The 21919-nt window shown below is 63.7% G+C and carries 18 protein-coding genes; 10 read left to right on the top strand and 8 right to left on the bottom strand.

Annotated features, from left to right (window positions below; all coding sequences use genetic code 11):
- Positions 1-97: 97 nt before the first annotated feature.
- Together IFT57_RS20105 and IFT57_RS20100 are read left to right on the top strand one after the other, a co-directional pair.
- The gene (locus IFT57_RS20105; protein WP_192152466.1) at positions 98-1330 is read left to right on the top strand and encodes an AAA family ATPase; all 1233 of its coding nucleotides are present in this window, start codon (positions 98-100) and stop codon (positions 1328-1330) included.
- On the top strand, positions 1327-1953 hold the full coding sequence (locus IFT57_RS20100) for a hypothetical protein (protein ID WP_192152465.1): 627 nt from the start codon (positions 1327-1329) through the stop codon (positions 1951-1953). Before IFT57_RS20105 ends, IFT57_RS20100 begins: the two co-directional genes overlap by 4 nt.
- Positions 1954-2302: 349 nt before the next feature.
- On the opposite strand, the gene IFT57_RS20095 is transcribed toward IFT57_RS20100, so the two are convergent.
- The 4 genes from IFT57_RS20095 to choX form a co-directional block, all read right to left on the bottom strand.
- A complete protein-coding gene (locus IFT57_RS20095) occupies positions 2303-2755 on the bottom strand; it encodes a thioesterase family protein (RefSeq protein ID WP_192152464.1) in 453 nt (150 codons plus the stop codon).
- Positions 2752-3717, bottom strand: a complete 966-nt coding sequence (locus IFT57_RS20090) for an L-carnitine dehydrogenase (protein ID WP_192152463.1) — start codon at positions 3715-3717, stop codon at positions 2752-2754. The genes IFT57_RS20095 and IFT57_RS20090 overlap by 4 nt, the downstream gene beginning before the upstream one ends.
- Before the next feature lie 113 nt (positions 3718-3830).
- Positions 3831-4715 carry a 3-keto-5-aminohexanoate cleavage protein gene (locus IFT57_RS20085; RefSeq protein WP_122796258.1) on the bottom strand — a complete coding sequence of 295 codons (885 nt, stop codon included), beginning with the start codon at positions 4713-4715 and terminating at the stop codon, positions 3831-3833.
- Between the two features lie 186 nt (positions 4716-4901).
- A complete protein-coding gene (gene choX, locus IFT57_RS20080; protein WP_192152462.1) occupies positions 4902-5825 on the bottom strand; it encodes a choline ABC transporter substrate-binding protein in 924 nt (307 codons plus the stop codon).
- A 230-nt stretch (positions 5826-6055) separates the two neighbouring features.
- On the opposite strand from choX, the gene IFT57_RS20075 reads away from it, so the two are divergent.
- A complete protein-coding gene (locus IFT57_RS20075; protein ID WP_192152461.1) occupies positions 6056-7003 on the top strand; it encodes a GlxA family transcriptional regulator in 948 nt (315 codons plus the stop codon).
- A 332-nt stretch (positions 7004-7335) separates the two neighbouring features.
- Positions 7336-7596, top strand: coding sequence for a hypothetical protein (locus IFT57_RS20070; RefSeq protein ID WP_192152460.1), 261 nt, complete (start codon positions 7336-7338; stop codon positions 7594-7596).
- Between the two features lie 19 nt (positions 7597-7615).
- On the opposite strand, the gene IFT57_RS20065 is transcribed toward IFT57_RS20070, so the two are convergent.
- Both IFT57_RS20065 and IFT57_RS20060 read right to left on the bottom strand, forming a co-directional pair.
- Positions 7616-8032 carry a DUF3010 family protein gene (locus IFT57_RS20065; protein WP_192152459.1) on the bottom strand — a complete coding sequence of 139 codons (417 nt, stop codon included), beginning with the start codon at positions 8030-8032 and terminating at the stop codon, positions 7616-7618.
- Positions 8033-8034: 2 nt separating this feature from the next.
- A complete protein-coding gene (locus tag IFT57_RS20060; protein ID WP_122796263.1) occupies positions 8035-8436 on the bottom strand; it encodes a lysozyme inhibitor LprI family protein in 402 nt (133 codons plus the stop codon).
- Positions 8437-8806: 370 nt separating this feature from the next.
- On the opposite strand from IFT57_RS20060, the gene IFT57_RS20055 reads away from it, so the two are divergent.
- The 6 genes from IFT57_RS20055 (at position 8807) to etfB (ending at position 16608) form a co-directional block, all read left to right on the top strand.
- Positions 8807-9784 carry a dipeptidase gene (locus IFT57_RS20055; protein WP_122479787.1) on the top strand — a complete coding sequence of 326 codons (978 nt, stop codon included), beginning with the start codon at positions 8807-8809 and terminating at the stop codon, positions 9782-9784.
- 120 nt (positions 9785-9904) lie between these two features.
- Positions 9905-10435: a DUF5943 domain-containing protein gene (locus IFT57_RS20050; RefSeq protein ID WP_122479786.1), complete on the top strand. Its 531-nt coding sequence runs from the start codon at positions 9905-9907 to the stop codon at positions 10433-10435.
- A gap of 18 nt (positions 10436-10453) precedes the next feature.
- Positions 10454-12514, top strand: coding sequence for a dimethylglycine demethylation protein DgcA (dgcA, locus tag IFT57_RS20045; RefSeq protein ID WP_192152458.1), 2061 nt, complete (start codon positions 10454-10456; stop codon positions 12512-12514).
- Between the two features lie 119 nt (positions 12515-12633).
- Positions 12634-14586 carry a dimethylglycine demethylation protein DgcB gene (gene dgcB / locus IFT57_RS20040; protein WP_192152457.1) on the top strand — a complete coding sequence of 651 codons (1953 nt, stop codon included), beginning with the start codon at positions 12634-12636 and terminating at the stop codon, positions 14584-14586.
- On the top strand, positions 14586-15806 hold the full coding sequence (gene etfA, locus IFT57_RS20035; protein ID WP_192152456.1) for an electron transfer flavoprotein subunit alpha: 1221 nt from the start codon (positions 14586-14588) through the stop codon (positions 15804-15806). Before dgcB ends, etfA begins: the two co-directional genes overlap by 1 nt.
- 28 nt (positions 15807-15834) lie before the next feature.
- Positions 15835-16608: an electron transfer flavoprotein subunit beta gene (etfB, locus tag IFT57_RS20030; RefSeq protein WP_192152455.1), complete on the top strand. Its 774-nt coding sequence runs from the start codon at positions 15835-15837 to the stop codon at positions 16606-16608.
- Between the two features lie 25 nt (positions 16609-16633).
- Here the strand turns inward: etfB and IFT57_RS20025 are convergent, their stop codons facing one another.
- Together IFT57_RS20025 and IFT57_RS20020 are read right to left on the bottom strand one after the other, a co-directional pair.
- Positions 16634-19654 (bottom strand): RHS repeat domain-containing protein, encoded by a 3021-nt coding sequence (locus IFT57_RS20025; protein WP_192152454.1) that lies wholly within the window; start codon positions 19652-19654, stop codon positions 16634-16636.
- A 138-nt stretch (positions 19655-19792) separates the two neighbouring features.
- On the bottom strand, positions 19793-21793 hold the full coding sequence (locus tag IFT57_RS20020; RefSeq protein ID WP_192152453.1) for an acyltransferase family protein: 2001 nt from the start codon (positions 21791-21793) through the stop codon (positions 19793-19795).
- Positions 21794-21919 lie beyond the last annotated feature (126 nt).

Genomic DNA, 21919 nt, shown 5'->3' with positions numbered 1-21919 from the left:
GCATGCCTGCGTTCGGGCCCTGTAGCACCGGGGTATGGCACCGTGCGACGCAACCCTGAATAACCTTGTCGCTCACTTCCAATGGACGGCAATGGACATGCTCGACTTTCTCTCCTTCAAGGGCGTCGGCCCTTCTCCTGCGCTGGGGCCCATCGGGCTGGCGCCGCGGCTGAACTTCATCACCGGTGACAACGGTCTGGGCAAGAGCTTCGTGCTCGATGCCGCCTGGTGGGTGCTGACCCGTACCTGGGCCGCGGGCAAACCTATCAAGGCGCGCGACTCGTCGGCATTGCCGGTCATCGACTATCGGCTCGCTGGCGCGGACCGCAGCGCCGGGCAGTGGGCCTGGCAGCAAGACCGCTGGGCGCCGCTGGGCGACAGCACGCCGAGCCGCTCGCTGGTGGTGTATGCCCACGCCAACGGCACCTTCAGCATCTGGGATCCGCTACGCAACGCAGGCGAGCTGGCGGCCTATCACTTCGACGAAACCCAGCTGTGGCAGGGCGCCTCGATGGCGGGACAGGGTCGCTTGTGCAACGGTTTGATCAGCGATTGGGTGCGTTGGCAGCGCAACCCTGGCTGCAAGGCGTTCGCCGCCTTGAAGCAAGTACTGCATGCCTTGTCGCCGTCGCGCGAAGAGCTGTTGTTGCCCGGTCGACCGTGCCACATCGGTCTGCTGGATGAAACCCAGTACCCGACCTTGCAGCGGCCCCAGGGGCAGGTGCCCCTGCCCGAAACCTCCAGTGCCATCCGCCGTGTGGTGGCCCTGGCCTACATGCTGGTCTGGACCTGGGAAGGGCATCGCCGCGCCTGCCGCCTGGCCGGTGTGCGGCCGAGCGATGAACTGGTGTTTCTGGTGGATGAGGTCGAATGCCATCTGCACGCTCAGTGGCAGCGTCGTATCGTCCCGGCGCTGATGGCCGTGGTCGGGATGCTGACCCGCCAACGCCTGGCGGTGCAGATGATCGTGGCCACGCACTCGCCGCTGGTGCTGGCCTCCATGGAGACGCAGTTCGTCGAAGCGCGCGATGCACTCTTCACCTTGGGTGTGCAGGCCGGTGACGTGCAACTGCACCGACAAGTCTGGGCGCCCCAGGGCGATGCTGTGAACTGGCTGGTGTCCGAGAGCTTCGGCTTGCGCCAGGCGCATTCGGTGGAAGCGGAAGCCGCGATCGGCGCCGCCGAAGCCTGGATGCGTGGCGAGCGGTCAGGGCTGCCCAAGGGGCTGGACAGTGAGGCAGCGATCGAGTCGCAGCTGCTGCGCACACTGCCCACCGGTGATCATTTCTGGCCCGCCTGGGTCGTGACCAAGTCTGGAGCAGGGGCATGATCGAGCTCGTCAATCCGCTGCCCGAACCGCACGCCTTCGACGAGCGCTGCCGTCAGCGTGGCAATGCCTGGCTGCAGGACAATCCCGACGCTGCCAGGCCACGCGACTACTGGTCGCCGTTTCGTCCAGAGCTTGGCGAGGGCTTCGCCAACCGCTGTGCGTTTGGCGCCATGTACATTCCCAGCGGCACCGTGGAACATTTCATCAGCTGCGACCAGGACCGCGGCATGGCCTATGAGTGGAGCAATTACCGTTATGTCGACGCCTGGATGAACAGCGCCAAGGGCAGCAAGAAGGCCGAGGATTTTCTCGATCCGTTCGAGGTGCGCGAGGGCTGGTTCGAGGTGCTGCTGCCGTCGCTGCAACTGGTGTTGACCGACAAGGTGCCCGAAGCGGTGCGGGCGCGTGCCGAGTACACCCTCAAGCACTTGCCGCTGCGCGATGACGAGCGGGTGATGCGCGTGCGCCGGCAATGGTTGCGCTTGTTCGAAGAGGGCAAGATCGGGCTGGAAGGGCTGCGCGAAATGGCGCCGCTGATTGCAGCGGCGGTGGAGCGCCAGGCAGACCGCAGTGCGGCTTTCGCGGCCGATGACCGCTCCCACGAGGCACCCCAAACCCCGTAGGAGCGGTCCGTGGCCGCGAAGGGCGCGGTGTGGTGTATCAGGCAGACCGCAGTGCAGCTTTCGCGGCCGATGACCGCTCCCACGAGGCATCCCAAACCCCGTAGGAGCGGTCCGTGGCCGCGAAAGGTGCGGCGCGGTATATCAGGCAGACCGCAGTGCGGCTTTCGCGGCCGATGACCGCTCCCACGGTAGAACAAGAATTCCTGTAGGAGCGGTCCGTGGCCGCGAAGGGCGCGGCGCGGTGTATCAGGCAGACCGCAGTGCGGCTTTCGCGGCCGATGACCGCTCCTACGAGGCACCCCAAACCCCGTAGGAGCGGTCCGTGGCCGCGAAGGCCGCGGCGCGGTATTCAGCCTGGCAACGCAATCCGCCGCCCTGCGTACTCCGCCTTGGGCTGTTGTCGCTGTGCCTCGAAAGCCTCGGCCAGCGCCGCCAACGAAGCCTCCCCGAACACCGCCGACTTCGGCCCTTTCAAATCCACATGCAAGAGCATCTGCTCGCTGGCCGCCAGCACTTCGTCCGCGCCTTGCAGGTGCAGCGTGTGGTACACCTGTACCCGTTTGCGGTCATGGGCCAGCACCCGCGTACGCACCTGAACCTCGGCGCCCAATTTCACTTCATGCAGGTAGTTGAGGTGACACTCCAGCGTGAACAGCGAGCGCCCGTCACGCTGCGGATCCACTCCGATATGCGGCATGAACGCATCGGTGGCGTAGCTGAAGATCAGCAGATAGAACGCATCGCGCAGATGCCCGTTGTAGTCCACCCACTCCGCGAGCACCGGCGTCTGGTAGGTGATCATTCGGCGAAGCTCATGCCGTGCCGGGCCTTGGTCACTCGTACCGCGTCCAGCACCGCCAGCAGGCAATCATCGCGGTAGCGCTCCAGGGCGCCGATGCTGTGTTCGCCCAACTGCGCCGAAGTGCCCGCGACCACCTCGTCGATCAGCGAATCGGTCAGCTCCGGTGCCGGCAGGTAGGTCCAGGGCAGCTTCAGCGCCGGGCCGAACTGGTTCATGAAGTGCCGCATGCCGGCGTCGCCGCCCGCCAGGGTGTAGGTCAGAAACGTGCCCATGAACGACCAGCGCAAACCGGCGCCAAAGCGAATGGCGTCGTCGATCTCGCCCGTCGTGGCCACACCGTCGTTGACCAGGTGCAAGGCTTCGCGCCACAGCGCCTCGAGCAGGCGGTCGGCGATGAAACCGGGCACCTCCTTGCGCACGTGCAACGGGCGCATGCCCAGGCTTTCGTACACGGCGATGGCCGCCTGGATCGCCTCGGGTGCGGTGTGTCGGCCGCCGACCACTTCCACCAGTGGCAGCAGGTAGACCGGATTGAACGGATGGCCGACCACGCAGCGCTCCGGGTGTGTGGCGCCCTCATAGAATTCACTGGGCAGCAGGCCCGAGGTGCTGGAACCAATCAAGGCTTCGGGCTTGGCGGCGGCGCTGATTCGGGCGTGCAGGTCCAGTTTCAGTTCCAGCCGCTCTGGCGCGCTTTCCTGGATGAAGTCGGCATCGCGCACGCAGTCCTCGACCGTGGCCACGAAGCGCAGCCGTGACTGCGCGGCACCTGCCGCCAGGCCTTGCTTGACCAGCGCCGGCCAGGCATTGGCGACGCGTTGGCGCAAGGCAGCTTCGGCGCCGGGCGCCGGGTCCCAGGCCACCACGTCCAGGCCATGGGCCAGGGCGCGGGCGACCCAGCCGCTGCCGATGACACCGCTGCCCAGGGCGGCGAAGGTTTTTATGTGGGTGATGAAAGTCATGGGTCATTCCTGAAAATATGCAGTGATTGGGCTGGCCTCTTCGCGGCCACTGGCCGCTCCTACAGGGGAATAGCTGCCAGTGGCCGCGAAGAGGCCCTGAACAGTGCTGAAAATCAGCGGCTGACGAGGTTCATCTTTTTCCGCCCCTCGGCCGGTGTCAGCACCCGTGCCCCCAGTCGGGTAAGGATCTCGCCGGCGCGTTCGACCAATTGACCATTGGTGGCCAGCACGCCTTTCTCCAGCCAGATGTTGTCTTCCAGCCCGACCCGTACGTTGCCGCCCAGCAGCACCGCCTGCGCGGCCATCGGCATCTGCATGCGCCCGATGCCGAAGCCGGCCCACACCGCGTCTGCCGGCAAGTTGTCGACCATGGCCTTCATGGTGGTGGTATCGGCCGGCGCTCCCCAGGGGATGCCCAGGCACAACTGGAACAGCGGATCGTGCAGCAAGCCTTCCTTGATCATCTGCTTGGCGAACCACAGGTGGCCGGTGTCGAAGATTTCCAGCTCGGCCTTCACGCCCAGCTCGGTGATACGTTTGGCACCGGCACGCAATTGTGCGGGGGTGGAGACGTAGATGCTGTTGCCGTCGCCGAAATTGAGGGTGCCGCAATCCAGGGTGCAGATCTCCGGCAGCAACGCTTCGACGTGAGCCAGGCGCGCCAGCGGGCCGATCAGGTCGGTGCCGGGGCCGAACGCCATCGGCGTTTCCCCAGGGCCGATCTCGAGGTCGCCGCCCATGCCGGCGGTGAGGTTGACGATGATGTCGATGTCGGCCTCGCGAATGCGCTCCATGACTTCCCGGTACAGCGCCACGTCGCGGCTGAAACGGCCGGTCTGTGGATCGCGGACATGGCAGTGCACGACCGTGGCGCCCGCCTTGGCTGCCTCTACGGCGGCGGCGGCGATCTGTTTCGGCGTGACCGGAACATGGGGGCTTTTCGCGGTGGTGTCGCCAGCACCGGTCAAAGCGCAGGTGATGATGACGTCATGGTTCATTGCGGGGATCCTTGAGGTGTGTGTGTCTGAGGTAACGCGGTTGTTGCCGGACGCGGCTTGCGCCGCTGTCTGTTTCCCGTGGGAGCGGTCATCGGCCGCGAAAAGGACCACGCGATCAGGCTGATGCACTGCGGTGCCTGGTTCGCGGCCGCTGACCGCTCCTACGCAGAATATGCACGGCCGTGATCAGATGGCGGCGGGCTTGCCGTCGAAGGTGGTGACGCCCTGCAGCCAGCGCTGGCGGTCCTGGGGGTGGTCCTTGAGCCATTGCCGTGCCGAGTCGAAGGCGTCCTTGTGCTCCAGCAGCGGCTGCATCATTCGGCTCTCGTCTGCGGCCGTGAAGGTCAGGTTGCCCAGCAGTTTGTCCACGTTCGGGCAGCGGCTGGCGTAGTCCGGCGCGGTCACTGTCCACACCGTGGCCATGCCCTCGTTCGGGCCCAGGGCATCTTCACTGCCGCTCAGGTAGGTCATGTCCTGATTGACGTTCATCGGGTGCGGTGCCCAACCGAAGAACACGATCGCCTCGTCGCGCTTTACCGCGCGCGTCACTGCCGAGAGCATGCCGGCTTCACTGGACTCGACCAATTGAAAGTCGCCCAGGCCGAAGCGGTTCTTGGCGATCATGTCCTTGATCTGCGTGTTGGCGCCCGACCCCGGTTCGATGCCGTAGATCTTGCCGCCCAGCTCTTTCTTGAATTTGGCAATGTCAGCGAAGCTTTTCAGGCCCTTGTCGGCCAGGTAGGTCGGCACGGCCAAGGTGGCGCGGGCGTCCTTCAGGCTGGGCTCGGCCAGCACACGCACCTGCTTCTGTTCCACGAAGGGGGTGATGGTCTGGGTCATCAATGGGTTCCAGTAACCCAGAAACATGTCCAGGCGCTGGTCGCGGATGCCGGCGAAGATGATCTGCTGGGACGCGCTGGTCTGTTTGACGCTGTAGCCCAGATCGTCGAGCAGCACCTGGGTCATGGCGCTGGTGGCGATCACGTCGGTCCAGTTGACCACGCCCAGGCGCACGTGCTTGCAACTGGCCGGCTCCGCGGCGCTGGCCGTGCAGGTCAACAGCGCGGTACCGGTAAGCATCAGCAGGCAGCAGCTGATCAATCTGTTCATGATGGCTCCCTCAGGCGGCAGTTCGAATTGTTATGGGGGCGGCGTCTGCGCGCCGTTTGCATAAGGTACGCAGGCCCTTGCGGGAAAAAGCGCACTGCGGCGACCGGCTCTTGCACAGTGGCGACGTGGTGGGTATTAGTGGTGTTTCATAAAGGCCCTCTTCGCGGGCAGAGGGCTCGACGCCCGCCGCGCTCCCACAGGATCGCGCCGCAGAAATCACCGAGCTCACCATGGCCCAAGACTTCCACTTCCTGTTGCTGCCCGGTTTTTCCGCAATCGGTTTCATCTCGGCGATCGAGCCGCTGCGCGTGGCCAACCGCTTTCGCGGCGAGCTGTACCGGTGGCAGGTGTTGAGCATGGATGGCGGCGCGGTGCTGGCCAGCAATGGCATGTCGGTGAATGCCGATGGCGCGCTCGGGTCGCTGGCCAAGGGCGCGACGTTGCTGGTGGTGGCCGGGTTCGAGCCGCTGGCAGCCTTTGATGCAACGCTGCGCGATTGGCTACGACGATTGGATCGCGATGGCGTGACCCTGGGTGGCATCGACACCGGCAGTTTCGTGCTCGCCGAAGCGGGTCTGCTCGAGCGCCACCGCGTGGCGCTGCATTGGGAGGCTCTGGATGCCTTTCGCGAGTCTTATCCGGCGCTGAGCGCCAGCCAGGAGCTGTTCGAAACCGACAGCGCGCGCATCACCTGCGCCGGTGGTACCGCCTGCATCGACCTGATGCTCGACCTGATCGGCCAGGCCCACGGCAGCGAGCTGGCGATCCAGGTGTCCGAGCAATTCGTGGTGGGGCGCATCAGGCCGCGCAAGGACCACCAACGCATGGAAATCGCTTCACGCTACGGCCTCAGCAACAAAAAGCTGGTGCAGGTGATCGGCGAGATGGAACAGCACACCGAACCGCCGCTGAGCACCTTGCAGCTGGCGGAACTGGCTAAGGTCACCCGCCGCCAATTGGAGCGCTTGTTCCGTCTGCATCTGAACGATACGCCGAGCAACTTCTACCTGCGTCTGCGCCTGGAGAAAGCCCGGCAGCTGCTGCGCCAGACCCAGATGAGCGTGCTGGAGGTGAGCATTGCCTGCGGTTTCGACTCGCCGTCGTATTTCACCCGCAGCTACCGGGCGCGGTTTGCCCGCTGCCCGCGGGAGGATCGGCGCGGGCGCGAGTCGGGGTAGGTCGTTGACCATGCAGCGGCTGTACCGACGCCTTCGCGGCCACTGGCCGCTCCTACGGATGGACTGTGATCCCCCTGCCGCCTGGGCCACAGGCCGCTCCTACGTAAGGACTGTGATCCCTCTGCCGCCTGGGCCACTGGCCGCTCCTACGGAAGGACTGTGATCCCTCTGCCGCCTGGGCCACCGACCGCTCCTGCGGGTGGACCGTGTTCTCCCTGTAGGAGCGGTCTGTGGCCGCGAAGGCGCCAGCACGGCCAATGCATATGTACCGTTCTTGCACGCCAGCTGGCCGCTAACCTGCGCGCTCATTCAGCGATAAAGGAAGTATCGAAATGGGCAAGCAAGTCAAGGTTGCACCAATCCTGGCAGCAGTGGCTCTTCTGGCATTGGCCGGACCGGCAACGGCGGCCTGGTACGACTGCCGGGTCATCGACAACCAGGCCAACGACGCCTGGAACAACACCCTGGTGGATCTGCCGGTAGAAGCCGACAGCCTGGCGGATGCCGAGCACAAGACCCGTGCATTCGTGGCGCAGGACCCCAGCAATCCGACGGACATCGGCCTGGACTGCCGGTTGAACGAGGAGGAATGAAAGACGGCTGTTGACCGTTTCAGCGCGCCTTGAGCAATACCGCGCAGGCAGCCTTGTAGGCTTCGTGCTGGTATTTGTTCAAGCTGCCTGGCAGTTCGGCCAACTTCTTGGCCTGGGCGCTGATGGTCTGCGGCGACACCAGCACTGCCTCGCAGCCTTCGAGCAGCTGCAGCACGCCTTCGATCTTGAAAGTGGTCGGCCCGCCGGCGAACTCGCCTTTCTTGCCGCGCTTCTTGATGGCAAGCATCTTCAACCCGTTGTCGCCGACGAAAGCGGCCACCTGCTCGCGAAACTGCCGCACGTTCGCCGCGATGTCATCGTCTTCCAGCGCGATTTTCTTGAGCGAAGTGGAAAGATGCGCCAACGCTGAACCGTCGTATTCCACCACGGCGAAGATCGCTTCGCTGCCCTTGATCTCGACTCCAGCTATTTTCACACTCACTCCAGGCCCACCGATTGCAGGAACTCGGAACGCTCGTCGCTCTTCTGCGCGCGACAATCGTTCTGGGCAATGTCATAGGCCTTGGTGCCTTTGCCGGCATTGACGGTGTAGACGTCGCAATCGGCATCGCGCGATTTGGCCCACAGGTCCTGGGCAGTCTTGAGCCTGTCGGTGAACGCCTTGAGTTCGGGCGAGCCTTTGGGGAACTGGGAATTGATGCGGTCGAGCAGGTCGGTGTACGACTCGCTCATCTCGGTTTCCGATGTCTTGCGGTTGTAGGCCGAGCAGTCGTAGCTCTGCTGATCGGTTTCGACGTTATCGCACGGGGTGGGGCCATCGGACTCTTCGGCCTGGACGGCGAAGGACAGCAAGGCAAGCATCAGCAGCGTGAATCTCATGAGGATCTACCTAACCCGTTGAGCAGGACAATTGCCGCTGATTCTGGCTCAGGGCCCGTGGAAAGCATAGGGGCAGAGCGATGGCAGGCTGTTTATTTCATGGAGTGCCAGGCTCAAGCCGGTCACCCGTGGGAGCGCTCCGTGGCCGCGACGGACGCACCGCGCGCTACCTGATTTATCGTGGCGATCTTTTCGCGGCCGATGACCGCTCCTACGAGGGGGTGTGGTCATGTTTAGAATCGCGCGTTGACGCTTTCGGCAATTCCCCTGTCGTTTTTGCATCCGGTCGCCCTGTCGCGCAGGCATATGCTGGCCCCATGAAGCGCCGACATACGATTCGGCGCCTGACTTGCCTGATGGGGACTGCCCGATGAGCCCAGCCGAACTGCACGCCGACAGCATCGTCATCGACGGGCTGATCATTGCCAAATGGAACCGCGAACTGTTCGAGGACATGCGCAAGGGCGGTCTGACCATGGCCAACTGCACGGTGTCGGTGTGGGAAGGTTTCCAGGCCACCATCGACAGCATCTGCAAGAGCCAGAAGCTGATGCGCGAGAACAGCGACCTGGTGATGCCCGTGCGCAGCACCGCCGACATCCGCAAGGCCAAGGAAACCGGCAAGACCGGCATCCTCTTCGGCTTCCAGAATGCCCACGCCTACGAAGACCAGATCGGCTACGTGGAAGTGTTCAAGCAGCTGGGCGTGGGTATCGTGCAGATGTGCTACAACACCCAGAACCTGGTCGGTACCGGCTGCTACGAGCGCGACGGCGGCCTGTCTGGGTTCGGCCGTGAAATCGTCGCCGAGATGAACCGCGTCGGCGTGATGTGCGACCTGTCCCACGTCGGCTCCAAGACCAGCGAAGAAGTCATCCTCGAATCGAAAAAGCCGGTGTGCTACTCCCATTGCCTGCCGTCGGGCTTGAAAGAACACCCGCGCAACAAGTCCGATGAAGAGCTGAAATTCATCGCCGACCATGGTGGCTTCGTCGGCGTGACCATGTTCGCGCCGTTCCTGGCCAAGGGTATCGATTCGACCATCGACGACTACGCCGAAGCCATCGAATACACCATGAACATCGTCGGTGAAGACGCCATCGGCATCGGCACCGACTTCACCCAGGGCCACGGCCAGGACTTCTTCGAATACCTGACCCACGACAAGGGCTACGCCCGGCGCCTGACCAGCTTCGGCAAGATCATCAATCCACTGGGCATCCGCACCGTGGGCGAGTTCCCCAACCTGACCGAAACCCTGCTCAAGCGCGGCCACAGCGAACGCGTGGTTCGCAAGATCATGGGCGAGAACTGGGTCAACGTCCTCAAGGACGTGTGGGGAGAATAAACCCTCGATCCCTCATTCACCCCTTGCCCCTGTAGGAGCGGTCATCGGCCGCGAACACCGCCGCGCGGTGCCATCCCCCGTGGCCAAGGGCAAACCACCGTTTTCCGGAGTTACCGAACCATGGCCAAGATCGCCCCGCAACTGCCCATCGAAGTCGACAGCGAAACCGGCATCTGGACCTCCGACGCCTTGCCCATGCTGTACGTGCCGCGTCACTTCTTCGTCAACAACCACATGGGCATCGAAGAGGTGCTGGGCGCCGATGCCTACGCCGAGATTCTCTACAAGGCGGGCTACAAGTCCGCCTGGCACTGGTGCGAGAAAGAAGCCGAGTGCCATGGCCTGGAAGGCGTCGCGGTGTTCGAGCACTACATGAAGCGCCTGTCGCAACGCGGCTGGGGTCTGTTCAAGATCCAGGACATCGACCTCGACCAGGGCACCTGCAGCGTCAAGCTGGAACATTCCGCCTTCGTCTACGTGTACGGCAAGGTCGGGCGCAAGGTCGACTACATGTTCACCGGCTGGTTCGCCGGCGCCATGGACCAGATCCTCGCCGCTCGCGGCAGCAGCATTCGTACCGTCGCCGAGCAAGTGTACGGCGGCTCCGAAGAAGGCCACGAAGATGGTCTCTTCACCGTGAAACCGTTGTAAGTCGAGGAATCAACCGTCATGGCTTTCGAAGCGATGTTCCAGCCGATCCAGATCGGCAAGCTGACGATCCGCAACCGCGTGCTCAGCACCGCGCACGCCGAGGTCTACGCCACCGACGGCGGCATGACCACCGATCGTTACGTCAAATACTACGAAGAGAAAGCCAAGGGTGGAATAGGCCTGGCCATCTGTGGCGGTTCCTCCAGCGTGGCCATCGACAGCCCCCAGGGCTGGTGGAAATCGGTCAACCTGGCCACCGACAAGATCATTCCGCACTTCCAGAACCTGGCCGACGCCATGCACAAGCATGGCGCCAAGATCATGATCCAGATCACCCACATGGGCCGTCGCTCGCGCTGGGACGGCGAGCACTGGCCGACCCTGATGTCGCCGTCAGGCATCCGCGAGCCTGTGCACCGCGCCACCTGCAAGACCATCGAACCCGAAGAGATCTGGCGCGTGATCGGCAACTACGCCAGTGCTGCGGCCCGCGCCAAGGCCGGCGGCCTGGACGGCGTCGAGCTGTCGGCGGTGCACCAGCACATGATCGACCAGTTCTGGAGCCCGCGGGTCAACAAGCGCACCGACGAGTGGGGCGGTAGCTTCGAGAACCGCATGCGCTTCGGCATGGAGGTGATCAAGGCCGTGCGCAAGGAAGTCGGTGACGACTTCTGCGTGGGGCTGCGGATCTGCGGCGACGAATTCCATCCCGATGGCCTCAGCCACGAGGACATGAAGGAAATCGCCAAGTACTACTGCGATACCGGCATGCTCGATTTCCTCGGCGTGGTGGGCTCGGGTTGCGACACCCACAACACCCTGGCCAACGTCATCCCCAACATGAGCTACCCGCCCGAGCCGTTCCTGCACCTGGCCGCCGGGATCAAGGAAGTGGTGAATATCCCGGTGCTGCACGCGCAGAACATCAAGGATCCGAACCAGGCGACGCGCATCCTTGAAGGCGGCTACGTCGACATGGTCGGCATGACCCGCGCGCACATCGCCGACCCGCACCTGATCGCCAAGATCAAGATGGGCCAGATCGACCAGATCAAGCAATGCGTGGGCGCCAACTACTGCATCGATCGGCAGTACCAGGGGCTGGACGTGCTGTGCATCCAGAACGCGGCCACGTCGCGCGAATACATGGGCGTGCCGCACATCATCGAAAAGTCCACCGGCGTGAAGCGCAAGGTGGTAGTGGTCGGCGCTGGCCCGGCTGGCATGGAGGCCGCGCGCGTGGCGGCCGAACGTGGCCACGACGTCACGCTGTTCGAGAAGAAGGAATTCATTGGCGGGCAGATCACCACCGCGTCCAAAGCGCCGCAGCGTGACCAGATCGCCGGTATCACCCGCTGGTTCCAGCTGGAGCTGGCGCGCCTGAAGGTCGACCTGCGCCTGGGCACGGCCGCCGATGCCGACACCATCATGGACCTGCGCCCGGACATCGTCGTGCTGGCGGTGGGTGGCCACCCGTTTCTGGAACAGAACGAGCACTGGGGCGCCGAAGAGGGCCTGGTGGTCAGCAGCTGGGACGTGCTCGACGGCAAGGTCGCACCGGGCAAGAACGTGCTGGTGTACGACACCATCTGTGAGTTCACCGGCATGTCGGTGGCCGACTTCCTGGCCGACAAGGGCAGCCAGGTGGAGATCGTCACCGACGACATCAAGCCGGGCGTGGCCATCGGCGGTACGTCGTTCCCCACCTACTACCGCAGCATGTACCCCAAGGAAGTGATCATGACCGGCGACATGATGCTGGACAAGGTCTACCGCGAAGGCGACAAGCTGGTGGCCGTGCTGGAGAACGAATACACCGGCGCCAAGGAAGAGCGTGTGGTCGACCAGGTGGTGGTGGAGAACGGCGTGCGTCCCGACGAACAGCTCTACTACGCGCTCAAACAGGGGTCGCGCAACAAGGGCCAGATGGACATCGACGCCTTGTTCGCGATCCAGCCGCAGCCGTCGTTGAGTACCTCGGGCGACGACTATCTGCTGTTTCGTATCGGCGACTGCGTGGCCCAGCGCAACACCCACGCGGCGATCTACGACGCGCTGCGCCTGTGCAAGGATTTCTGACCCTGCTCCCGTAGGAGCGGTCATCGGCCGCGAAAGAATCACTGCGGTGTACCTGATACAACCCAGTGACCGTTTCGCGGCCGATGACCGCTCCTACGAGGGTCCACAGAGGCTTCACCATGCTCAATACACTGCTTCCCATCCTGCTGTTCGCCGCCCTGGCCCTGGCTGTTCTGGGCGCCGTGCGGCGGATCACTATGTGGCGCCGCGGCCGGCCATCCCAGGTCGACCTGCTCGGTGGTCTTTTGGCCATGCCCAAGCGCTACATGGTCGACCTGCACCATGTGGTCGCGCGCGACAAGTACATCGCCAACACCCACGTTGCCACGGCCGGTGGCGCTGTGCTGGCGGCGGTGCTGGCGGTGCTGGTCCATGGCTTCGGCCTGCACAATCGCATTCTTGGCTATGCGCTGCTGTTCGCCACCGCGCTGATGTTCGTCGGGGCGTGCTTCGTCTACGCTCGCCGCCGCAACCCGCCCGCGCGGCTGTCCAGGGGCCCATGGATGCGCCTGCCGAAAAGCCTGCTGATGTTCTCGGCCACCTTCTTCATCGCCACCTTGCCGGTGGCCGGTATCTTGCCGATGAATTTCGGCGGTTGGGTACTGGCTGCGGTGCTGGGCATCGGCGTGCTGTGGGGTGTGTCGGAACTGTTTCTCGGACTGACCTGGGGCGGGCCGATGAAGCACGCTTTCGCGGGCGCCTTGCACCTGGCGTGGCACCGCCGCGCCGAACGCTTTGGCGGCGGTCGCTCCACCGGCCTGAAACCGTTGGACCTGAACGACCCCACTGCACCGCTGGGTGTGGAAAAACCCAAGGACTTCACCTGGAACCAGTTGCTGGGCTTCGATGCCTGCGTGCAGTGCGGCAAATGCGAAGCCGCGTGCCCGGCGTTCGCCGCCGGTCAACCCCTGAACCCGAAGAAGCTCATTCAGGACATGGTCGTAGGCCTGGCCGGTGGCACCGATGCGAACTTCGCCGGCAGCCCCTATCCCGGCAAGGCGATTGGCGAACACGCGGGCAACCCGCACCAGCCGATCGTCAACGGCCTGGTAGACGCCGACACCCTGTGGTCGTGCACCACCTGCCGCGCCTGTGTGGAAGAGTGTCCGATGATGATCGAGCACGTCGATGCCATCGTCGACATGCGCCGCCATCTCACCCTGGAAAAAGGCGCCACCCCGAACAAGGGCGCTGAAGTGCTGGATAACCTGATCGCCACCGACAACCCCGGCGGCTTCAACCCCGGTGGCCGCATGAACTGGGCCGCCGACCTCAACCTGGACCTGTTCGGTGACCGGAAGACTGCTGACGTGCTGTTCTGGGTCGGTGACGGTGCCTTCGACATGCGCAATCAGCGCACCCTGCGTGCTTTCGTCAAGGTGCTGAAAGCGGCCAAGGTCGACTTCGCCGTGCTCGGCCTGGAAGAGCGTGACAGCGGCGACGTCGCCCGACGCCTGGGCGACGAGGCCACTTTCCAGCTGCTCGCCAAACGTAATATCGGTACCCTCGCCAAGTACGGCTTCAAGCGCATCGTCACCTGCGACCCCCACAGCTTCCATGTGTTGAAGAACGAGTACGGTGCGCTGGGCGGCAACTATCAGGTGCTGCACCACAGCACCTTCATGGCCGAACTGGTCACCGCCGGCCAGCTCCATCTGGGGCAACACAAGGGCGGCAGCGTGACCTACCACGATCCGTGCTACCTGGGCCGCTACAACGGCGAGTACCAGGCCCCGCGCGATGTGCTCAAAGCGCTGGGTATCGAGGTCAAGGAAATGCAGCGCTCGGGGTTCCGTTCCCGCTGCTGCGGTGGTGGCGGCGGCGCACCGATCACCGACATACCTGGGAAGCAGCGCATTCCCGACATGCGCATGGAAGACATCCGCGAAACCCAGGCCGACGTCGTGGCCGTGGGCTGCCCGCAGTGCACCGCCATGCTCGAAGGCGTGGTGGAACCGCGGCCATTGGTCAAGGACATCGCCGAACTGGTCGCCGAGGCGCTGCTCGAGGACAGTGTTGCCCCCGCCAAGCCCGCACCGGCCAAACGTGAAGTCGCCGAGGAGGTGCATTGATGAGCGATCTCATCCGTCGTGATCCGCGGGCCGAATGGATCGCCCGCAACCGCCTGCATCCTTTGCACAGTGCCTTGCAGCCTCAGGCCAGTACCTGGATGGGGCCCAATGGCGTCATGCGCAAGAACCCCCATGGCATCGGTTTCATCGGCGCCAACGGGATCAAGCGCATCGACCGCAGCGGCGCCCAGCAGGGCGGCGCGAGCAAGCGTTCGGCAGCCGTGGAAGTCAAGCTGCCCTTGCACCAGGTGGCGGTGCCCCAATTCTACATCGCCGTGGTGCCGGACATGGTCGGCGGCCGCCTGAGCAGCCACGACCGCGACGTGCTGGGCCTCGCGCATCGTCTGGCAGCGGAGGGTGGGGCGGTATTGGCCATTGTCTTTGGCGAGCACAAGGAAAACGCTTTCGACACCGCCGGCGTGGACCGGCTGCTGATCCTGCAGGGCCCCGAGTTCGAAGGGTATGCACCAGAGCAGCGGGTCCAGGGCTTGCGCGCTGTGGATAACCAGTTCGCCCCTCGCCATTGGCTGCTGCCCGACAGCCGCACCGGTGGCGGTGAACTGGGTCGGCGTTTTGCCGCAGGCCTGGGTGAACGTCCGGCGACCCGTGTGTGGCAGGTCAAGGACGGCCAGTGCATCAGCCGTGCCGGTGCCGGCCAGCAGGACATCGCCCGGCCGCTGCCGCGCTTGATCCTGGCGGCCGCCGAGTGCGCCGAACCGGTTGACGAAACCCGTCACGAAGCGCTGCCGGTGGCGTTGTCCACAGCCACGGCGCGCAGCCTGCCGCGCATCGAAGACCTTGGTGCGGTAGCAGTCGATCCGGCGGCCGTGCCCATGGCCGAATCGGAATTCATATTCTCGGGGGGCAATGGGGTCAAGGACTGGGAACTGTTCCACCGGACGGCCCAGGCATTGGGTGCGACGGAAGGTGCCTCGCGGGTGGCGGTGGACGATGGTTTCATGCTGCGCGACCGTCAGGTCGGCGCCAGTGGTACCTGGGTGACCGCGCGGGTCTACGTGGCGGTAGGCATTTCCGGTGCCATCCAGCACTTGCAGGGCATTGGCGGTTGCGACAAGGTCATTGCCATCAACCTCGACGCCAACTGCGACATGGTCAAGCGTGCCGACCTGTCGGTGATCGGCGACGGCCAGGCGATCATGCACGCCTTGATCGACGCCATCCAGGCCTATCGCAACCAAGCCAAGCGCGACGCGGCCTGATGGGCGCCTCGATGAGAGAGACACAGCCATGAACACCAAGGTCATCACCCTCGTTTCCATCGGTGCCCACCCGACGTCTGGCCGCCCCCGCCGCGCTGACCATGACTCTCGCGCCGTGGAGTTGGGCCTGCAACTGGCTGGAGATGACCTGCAGGTACTGCACGCCGGTGATGTCGCCGAGCCTGCGTTGCGTGCGTATCTGGGCATGGGCCTGCAACAGTTGCACGTACTCGAACAGCCACACGGCGCTGATGCCTTGCCGGCACTGTGCGACTACCTGCAAGGGGCCGGTGCGCAAATGGTGCTTACCGGCACTCAGGCGGAAACCGGCGAAGGCTCGGGCATGTTGCCCTTTCTGCTGGCGGAAAAACTCGGCTGGCCGTTGATCGTCGGCCTGGCCGAGGTCGAGTCCATCGACAACGGCGTGGCCCAGGTGCTGCAGGCCTTGCCCCGAGGCCAACGACGGCGCCTCAAGGTGCGTCTGCCGCTGTTGGCCACCGTCGACAACGCCGCACCCAAGCCACGACAAAGCGCCTACGGCCCGGCGCAGCGCGGGCGGCTGCCGGTGGATGAGGTGGAGGTGATCAACGATGAGCTGTTCGACAGCGCCGAGTTGCAGCCGGCCAAACCTCGGCCCAAACGCTTGAAGGTGATCAAGGCCAAGAGCGGCGCGGACCGCATGAAAGCCGCCACGGCCAAGGCCAGTGGCGGAGGAGGGCAGGTGCTCAAGGGCCTGAGCGCAGAGGAAGGCGCTCAGGCGGTGCTCAAGGCGTTGATTGAGGAGGGGGTGGTGCGGCTTTGATCGCTATGGCTTTCATGAGACGCAGCTAGAGGGTGATCAGGTCGGCTTGATGTCGTTGGCGGAACGCGCTGGTGGCGGCGGCCGCGGTTTGCAGGTGGTCGACAGCGGCGCCGAATTTGGCCGCGAGGTCACGCAGCGTCATGTTTTTTCCGCTGAGGAAGCCGTCGGTCAGCCCACGCAGTTCATCGTCGTCCGCTGTTGCACCGTGCATCGTTGCGACCTGGAGTGTGCGCCGATAGAGCTCGGCGAACGCACCGTCCGCACTGGATTCCAGACATTCAAGCTTTGCCGGGTCTTTTTCTTGTTGGGTTTTGTACACTTCATAGCCAGCCTTGATGGCATCAACGCCGATCTTGACGACGACGCCTGCCGGCCCCGCAGCTTTGGAACCTGCGGTTTTGGCGACTTCAGTGCCGAGGTTCAAGGCGTTCTTTGGACTGTCGGGTACGTAACCGCGAGCCTTATAGTAGACCTTGCCCGCCAGACCATTCTTGCGGATCTTCGCGTCATGCATGATCGATGAAGCGCCCAGGCTTCCAGTGCGCAGATGCAGGGTGGCGGTATTGCCGGCTTTCTCCATTGTCTTTTCCGAGGCGATACTGGCCAGCTTGCCGACCACCATGCCCAGGCCAGCACCGGCCAGAGCCCCCGCCGGGCCCAATGTCATCGCCCCGACGGCTGCGCCGATGGCCGTCCCTGTGGCGGTAGAACTCAGGTTGGAGACAACGATGGTTGCCCCTCGAAGTCCAACTGACTTCGCCAGTTCGGTATTGCTTTCCATATTTTTCAGCGCCTGAATCACGCCCTTGCTGTTGGTTTCAGCGATTTCGTAAGCGGAAAGCAGTACCTGTGTGCGGCTGTCTCTGGCGCGGTTGAACCAGGTCTTGCAGTGATCTTTCCAGTTCTCGTATTTCCGGCGTCGCTCTTGCTCGGAGCCGCGCCCCCAATACGGCTGCCCTGCGAGGTATTCGGCTGTAGGGCCCGCTGCGATCATGGCTTCAAGGGTGTCATATTTTGTCTTGGCGCGCCCATCACCGTCCACCAGAGTGATCGGATTGTTGCCCACCATGGCATAGAGGTTCAGACCGTCTATATCGCCCGCCGGATCCGGATTGATCCATCGCATCAGCCAGGGTGCGTAGTAGCGCAAGCCGTAATAGTAAAGACCGGTGGCGTCACGTTCCTTGCCAGAGTAGCGGATGGTTTTGTACTTGGCTTGCAGTGCACTGCGACCAGCCCAGCAGGCCGTGCCTCCGAACGGATAGTATTCTTCCCGGCTCAATAGCTGGCCGTCGCTGCCCAGCTCCAACGTGGCAGAGCGCAAATGGTTGCTCAGCGTGAAGCGCAGTTGATCGTTGGGCAAATTCTCGGGTTTGCCATGTGCCCAATGCAGCAGACGGACGCCGTTCTTGCCCGCTTGCGCAACGATGACATGCAAGCGCTCACCGCTGCGGCTGTCCGTCCGAATTTCCAACCCCGGCAGGTAGCGAACCTCGCATCGACGTGAACCGCTGCGTTGTTGGGCATGGGATATCTTGCGCAAACGGCTGCCCGCCGCGTCGTAGATGTAGCGCTCATAATCATCTTCTTCATCGTCGCGCTGAACCGGTGCCACGCGCTGCAGCTGGTTGTATTCATCCCATGTCAGCGCCTGCCCGGGCAGCAGTTCGCGAGTGTTTCCATTGGCGTCGAAGCCATCGGTCAACTGGCCTTCATCGGGAAGCTGCCCGTCGCGCTCGGGCAGCGATCTGTTGCTGGCATTTGCCACCGCCATTCTCAGTGTTCGGTTCCGTTGCCCGTTGACGTGGCGAAGCTCTGTCAGGTTGCCCGACCGGTCATACTCCATGTTCTGCCTGTAGTTGAGCAGCAAGGAAGGATCCTGGGGCATTACCAGCAACGGCGGCAGTGATGGGCCTTCGCCGCCCGCATTCGCGGCTTCGCGACCGGTGGCTTCGATCAGCTGGCAAAACGAGTCATAGCGATATTCGTTGATCGCTTCGATGCGACGATTGGCGTGGTACTTGGTGGGTTGAGATTGATCGCTGACCTTGATGATGTTGCCCGCTGGATCATACAGGTAGTGCAAGTCCTGAAGGACCGCTGCGTCGGCGCGTACGGACGTTGCCCTGAGCAGCCGTTGATCGATGGGGTCGTACTCGGCTCGGCTTGTCACGCCACTGCCCATCGTTTGCGAAACGACTCGCCCGCCTGCATCATGAGCCACCGCCGACAGCAGCGCACAATCCAGCCCCTCGGCAGTCACCAGCCGGCTGGAAGCCTCCAGGCCACTGATGTCATGGCCAAAATATTGCGCATTACCCAAGGCGTCTCTATGGGTGACAAGCATGCCGGTTGCATCATGGATATAGGCAGTGCGATAACCTGGCCCAGGCTCCAGCAGGGCATCGCGCTCCACCAGGAGAGCGGGCCAGTCGGGCGGCACCTCTGCGCTCAGAAAATGCTGCGTATAGCTGATCGCTTCGCCATTGATGTCGAACCCATGAGCGATCCTGCTGCCCGCGTCATCGTCATGCCGATAGCTGGTGCCGCACAGATTGCGAGCAGCGTGCTCGCTGTCGACTGGTGCGTATTCCACGCGCTGCGTGATGCGTCGCCGGCCCTCGGCGTCGCGTTTGGCAACCGCCACCAACCTGGCGTGCTGGTCATAATGCAGCGTTGTATGGATGCCCTTGCTGTCCCAGCTTTCCCGGTTGGAGCCTTGGGCATCGAGCAACATCGCTTTCCAGCCAGAATCCGCATTGCGCTGTAACAACGGTGTACCCGAGAAGCTGAACACTGTTGCTTGATTCGGCGTCTCGCTCACCCCGCTTTGGAAGTGCGCGAACTGACGCGGATCCCACTGGGCGACGGGGTGGCCGGCGTGGTCATGCCATTGGGCGCTGACCCGAGGCTCGGCAGGGGTGCCGGCTTCGCGTCGGTAATAACCGATGGTGCGTACGGCCAGGCCACGGGGGTCGGACACCACCAGCGCCGGGGTGCGGGCATGGATGGCGAGTTGATCGGAAACACTTCGAAGGGGCGACATGCTGTCCTGCCTTGATCGGATAGATTTCCCTCTTTATCTCTGATCGCCCGGCAGCCAGCCATGAACGCCCACGGTATCAACGATGCGCACAATTGTAGCGGCGGTGCGGTCACGTCGGGCCTTGGTGTACCGGGTCCATCATCGCGGTTGCTTTGGTGCGTAGAGGTGTATCAAAAGCGCTGTGAAAGAGGGCTCGAGCACACGGTTGCCGTGGCCGCTCAGGTGGTCGGCGTCGGCGAAAAGTGGTTTTGCGTTGGTGTCGTAGGCCGAGCACGTGTTGCTCGCACAGAGGATCGGTAACGGGTCCCAGACGTTCAGCGCCGAGTATTCGCGGGCCAGTATCGTCAGCAGATGCATTTGTGGCGCACGTAGCTGCAATATCCGGTCGCGTTCCACGCTCAATCCGGGCGCGCAGATCGGATTCGTGCGATTGAATGGGTCCGAACAGCGGTTCGCCGGGGCCTTGAAGACCGGTGATGGCGCGTCGATCAGTACAGTCAAACCTGCCGCCTGCAAAGGTTCGAGCACGGCGTCGGCGGCTTGGCGGGCGGCTTGGGCGTGTTGCGCGGTACGCTCGCTGCGGGCTTGTTCGAAGATTGCATCCTCCCCCTTCCACCAGTCGCGCCCGGTCAGTTCCGGCATGCGCAAGGACGCCAGGAACACCACATCGCCCGGTTGGGCGCGTGCCTGAATATCGGCCAGGGCGCTGCTTTGCCAGGTAGCGCAGGCGGGCGGGTCGGCATCCAGCAAGCTGACCACCGCGCAGCCGCCGCGCTCGTACTCCACCACTTCGATGCCCAGTCGCAGCGAGACGATCTTGAGCATCGTGCGGTAGGCGGCAGTGTGTGAGTCGCCCAGCACGAAAAGCTGGCGCCCGTGTAGGGCTGGCAGGTCGACCTTTTCGATCGGCTCGCGAGGGTAGTGTCTGTAGGCATGCCAGGTGTAGCTATCGGCGACGGTACTCAGCGATAAACGCTCGGTAGAGTGGATTGTCCACGCCGCAATCCCGGCGCACAGCCCCATGGCACTCAGCCCACCGATGACCGACCGGCCCGCACGCCGATGCCACAGCGTGCGCCCACGGCGTACGGGTTCTTCGACCGCGTGATAGGACGCAGCTGCCAGGCCCAGCACCAGCAAAGGGTAGGCCAGTTGGACCGATAGCGTTTCCAGGCCCACCGTCCAGCGCAGGAAAACCGCCACTGGCCAGTGCCACAGATACAACGAGTAGGAAAGACGTCCGACATAGGTCAGGGCGGGCCAGCGCAGCAGCGCCAGCAACGGGCCCGAGCGTTGGTTGCCACCCTGCACCACGGCGGCGATCAGCAGCAGCGTGCCCAGCACCGTCAGCAGTGCCCATGGATACGGAAAGTGTCCGGCCGGGGCCAGGATGAAGCCTGTTGCCAGCAGCGTCAGCCCGGCCACCAGCATTGCCTGCAGGTGCCAGGGGCGCAGGCGTGTTCCGCGGCCTTGGTCCATGGCCTGAAACAGCAGTGCACCGCAGGCCAGTTCCCAGAAGCGACTGGGCAGCAGGTAGAACGCCGACAGCGGTGCGGCCTGGGTCTGTACTGCGCACCAGAGCAGCGAGGCAACGGTCAGGGCAGGCAGCAAGCCGCGTGCGATCCAGCTGTGCTCGCGATAGCGCAGCCACAGTGCGAAGACCACGGGGAATATCAGGTAAAACTGTTCCTCCACGCCCAGCGACCAGGTGTGCAGGTAGGGGTTGAACTCCGCTTTCGGCGAGAAGTAGCTGTCGGTTTGCCAGGCCAGAACCAGGTTGCTCAGACCGAAGAAGGCGGCCAGCCCGGTGTCCTCGTTCTGGCTGCTGAGCCATACCGGGGGGATGATCAGCGCCGAGATCAGTACGCTGGCGGTGAGCACAAGCAACAACGCCGGAAGAATGCGCAGCAGGCGTCGCTGGTAGAACTGCAGCAGGAAGGTGCGCAGCGGCCGTTGCCCTTTTTCGGCCAGGGAACGGCTGATCACGTAGCCGGAAATGACGAAGAACATGTCTACGCCGGTGAAGCCTCCCGGTAGAAAGCGCAGGAACTCGACATGGAAAACGATGACCGCAAGTACCGCGATCGCGCGCAGACCATCGATGCCCGCAACGTATGGCAAGCCGGGAGTGGATGACATGGTGCCGCCCTTTTATTGTTGGGCAGCGACCATAGAATGTCAGTGCAGGCGAACGCCAGATTGCATCTTTTCAGAATGTATCCCGAGCTGGACGACCAGTGCTTACACCTGCGTAGGAGCGGTCCG

It is taken from the genome of Pseudomonas sp. CFBP 13719 (assembly GCF_014842095.1).
Classification (GTDB): Bacteria; Pseudomonadota; Gammaproteobacteria; order Pseudomonadales; family Pseudomonadaceae; genus Aquipseudomonas.
The sequence above is the reverse complement of the archived record's forward strand: the minus strand, read 5'-3'. Positions and strand labels throughout refer to the sequence as shown.

Excerpts from the sequence above, each read along its gene's own strand:
- IFT57_RS20105 (WP_192152466.1), top strand. The coding sequence starts at position 98 with ATGCTCGACTTTCTCTCCTTCAAGGGCGTCGGCCCTTCTCCTGCGCTG.
- etfA (WP_192152456.1), top strand. The coding sequence starts at position 14,586 with ATGAGCGATCTCATCCGTCGTGATCCGCGGGCCGAATGGATCGCCCGC.
- IFT57_RS20095 (WP_192152464.1), bottom strand. The coding sequence starts at position 2,755 with ATGATCACCTACCAGACGCCGGTGCTCGCGGAGTGGGTGGACTACAAC.
- IFT57_RS20070 (WP_192152460.1), top strand. The coding sequence starts at position 7,336 with ATGGGCAAGCAAGTCAAGGTTGCACCAATCCTGGCAGCAGTGGCTCTT.
- dgcA (WP_192152458.1), top strand. The coding sequence starts at position 10,454 with ATGGCTTTCGAAGCGATGTTCCAGCCGATCCAGATCGGCAAGCTGACG.
- dgcB (WP_192152457.1), top strand. The coding sequence starts at position 12,634 with ATGCTCAATACACTGCTTCCCATCCTGCTGTTCGCCGCCCTGGCCCTG.
- IFT57_RS20025 (WP_192152454.1), bottom strand. The coding sequence starts at position 19,654 with ATGTCGCCCCTTCGAAGTGTTTCCGATCAACTCGCCATCCATGCCCGC.
- choX (WP_192152462.1), bottom strand. The coding sequence starts at position 5,825 with ATGAACAGATTGATCAGCTGCTGCCTGCTGATGCTTACCGGTACCGCG.
- IFT57_RS20060 (WP_122796263.1), bottom strand. The coding sequence starts at position 8,436 with ATGAGATTCACGCTGCTGATGCTTGCCTTGCTGTCCTTCGCCGTCCAG.
- IFT57_RS20050 (WP_122479786.1), top strand. The coding sequence starts at position 9,905 with ATGGCCAAGATCGCCCCGCAACTGCCCATCGAAGTCGACAGCGAAACC.
- IFT57_RS20085 (WP_122796258.1), bottom strand. The coding sequence starts at position 4,715 with ATGAACCATGACGTCATCATCACCTGCGCTTTGACCGGTGCTGGCGAC.
- etfB (WP_192152455.1), top strand. The coding sequence starts at position 15,835 with ATGAACACCAAGGTCATCACCCTCGTTTCCATCGGTGCCCACCCGACG.
- IFT57_RS20090 (WP_192152463.1), bottom strand. The coding sequence starts at position 3,717 with ATGACTTTCATCACCCACATAAAAACCTTCGCCGCCCTGGGCAGCGGT.
- IFT57_RS20020 (WP_192152453.1), bottom strand. The coding sequence starts at position 21,793 with ATGTCATCCACTCCCGGCTTGCCATACGTTGCGGGCATCGATGGTCTG.
- IFT57_RS20075 (WP_192152461.1), top strand. The coding sequence starts at position 6,056 with ATGGCCCAAGACTTCCACTTCCTGTTGCTGCCCGGTTTTTCCGCAATC.
- IFT57_RS20055 (WP_122479787.1), top strand. The coding sequence starts at position 8,807 with ATGAGCCCAGCCGAACTGCACGCCGACAGCATCGTCATCGACGGGCTG.
- IFT57_RS20100 (WP_192152465.1), top strand. The coding sequence starts at position 1,327 with ATGATCGAGCTCGTCAATCCGCTGCCCGAACCGCACGCCTTCGACGAG.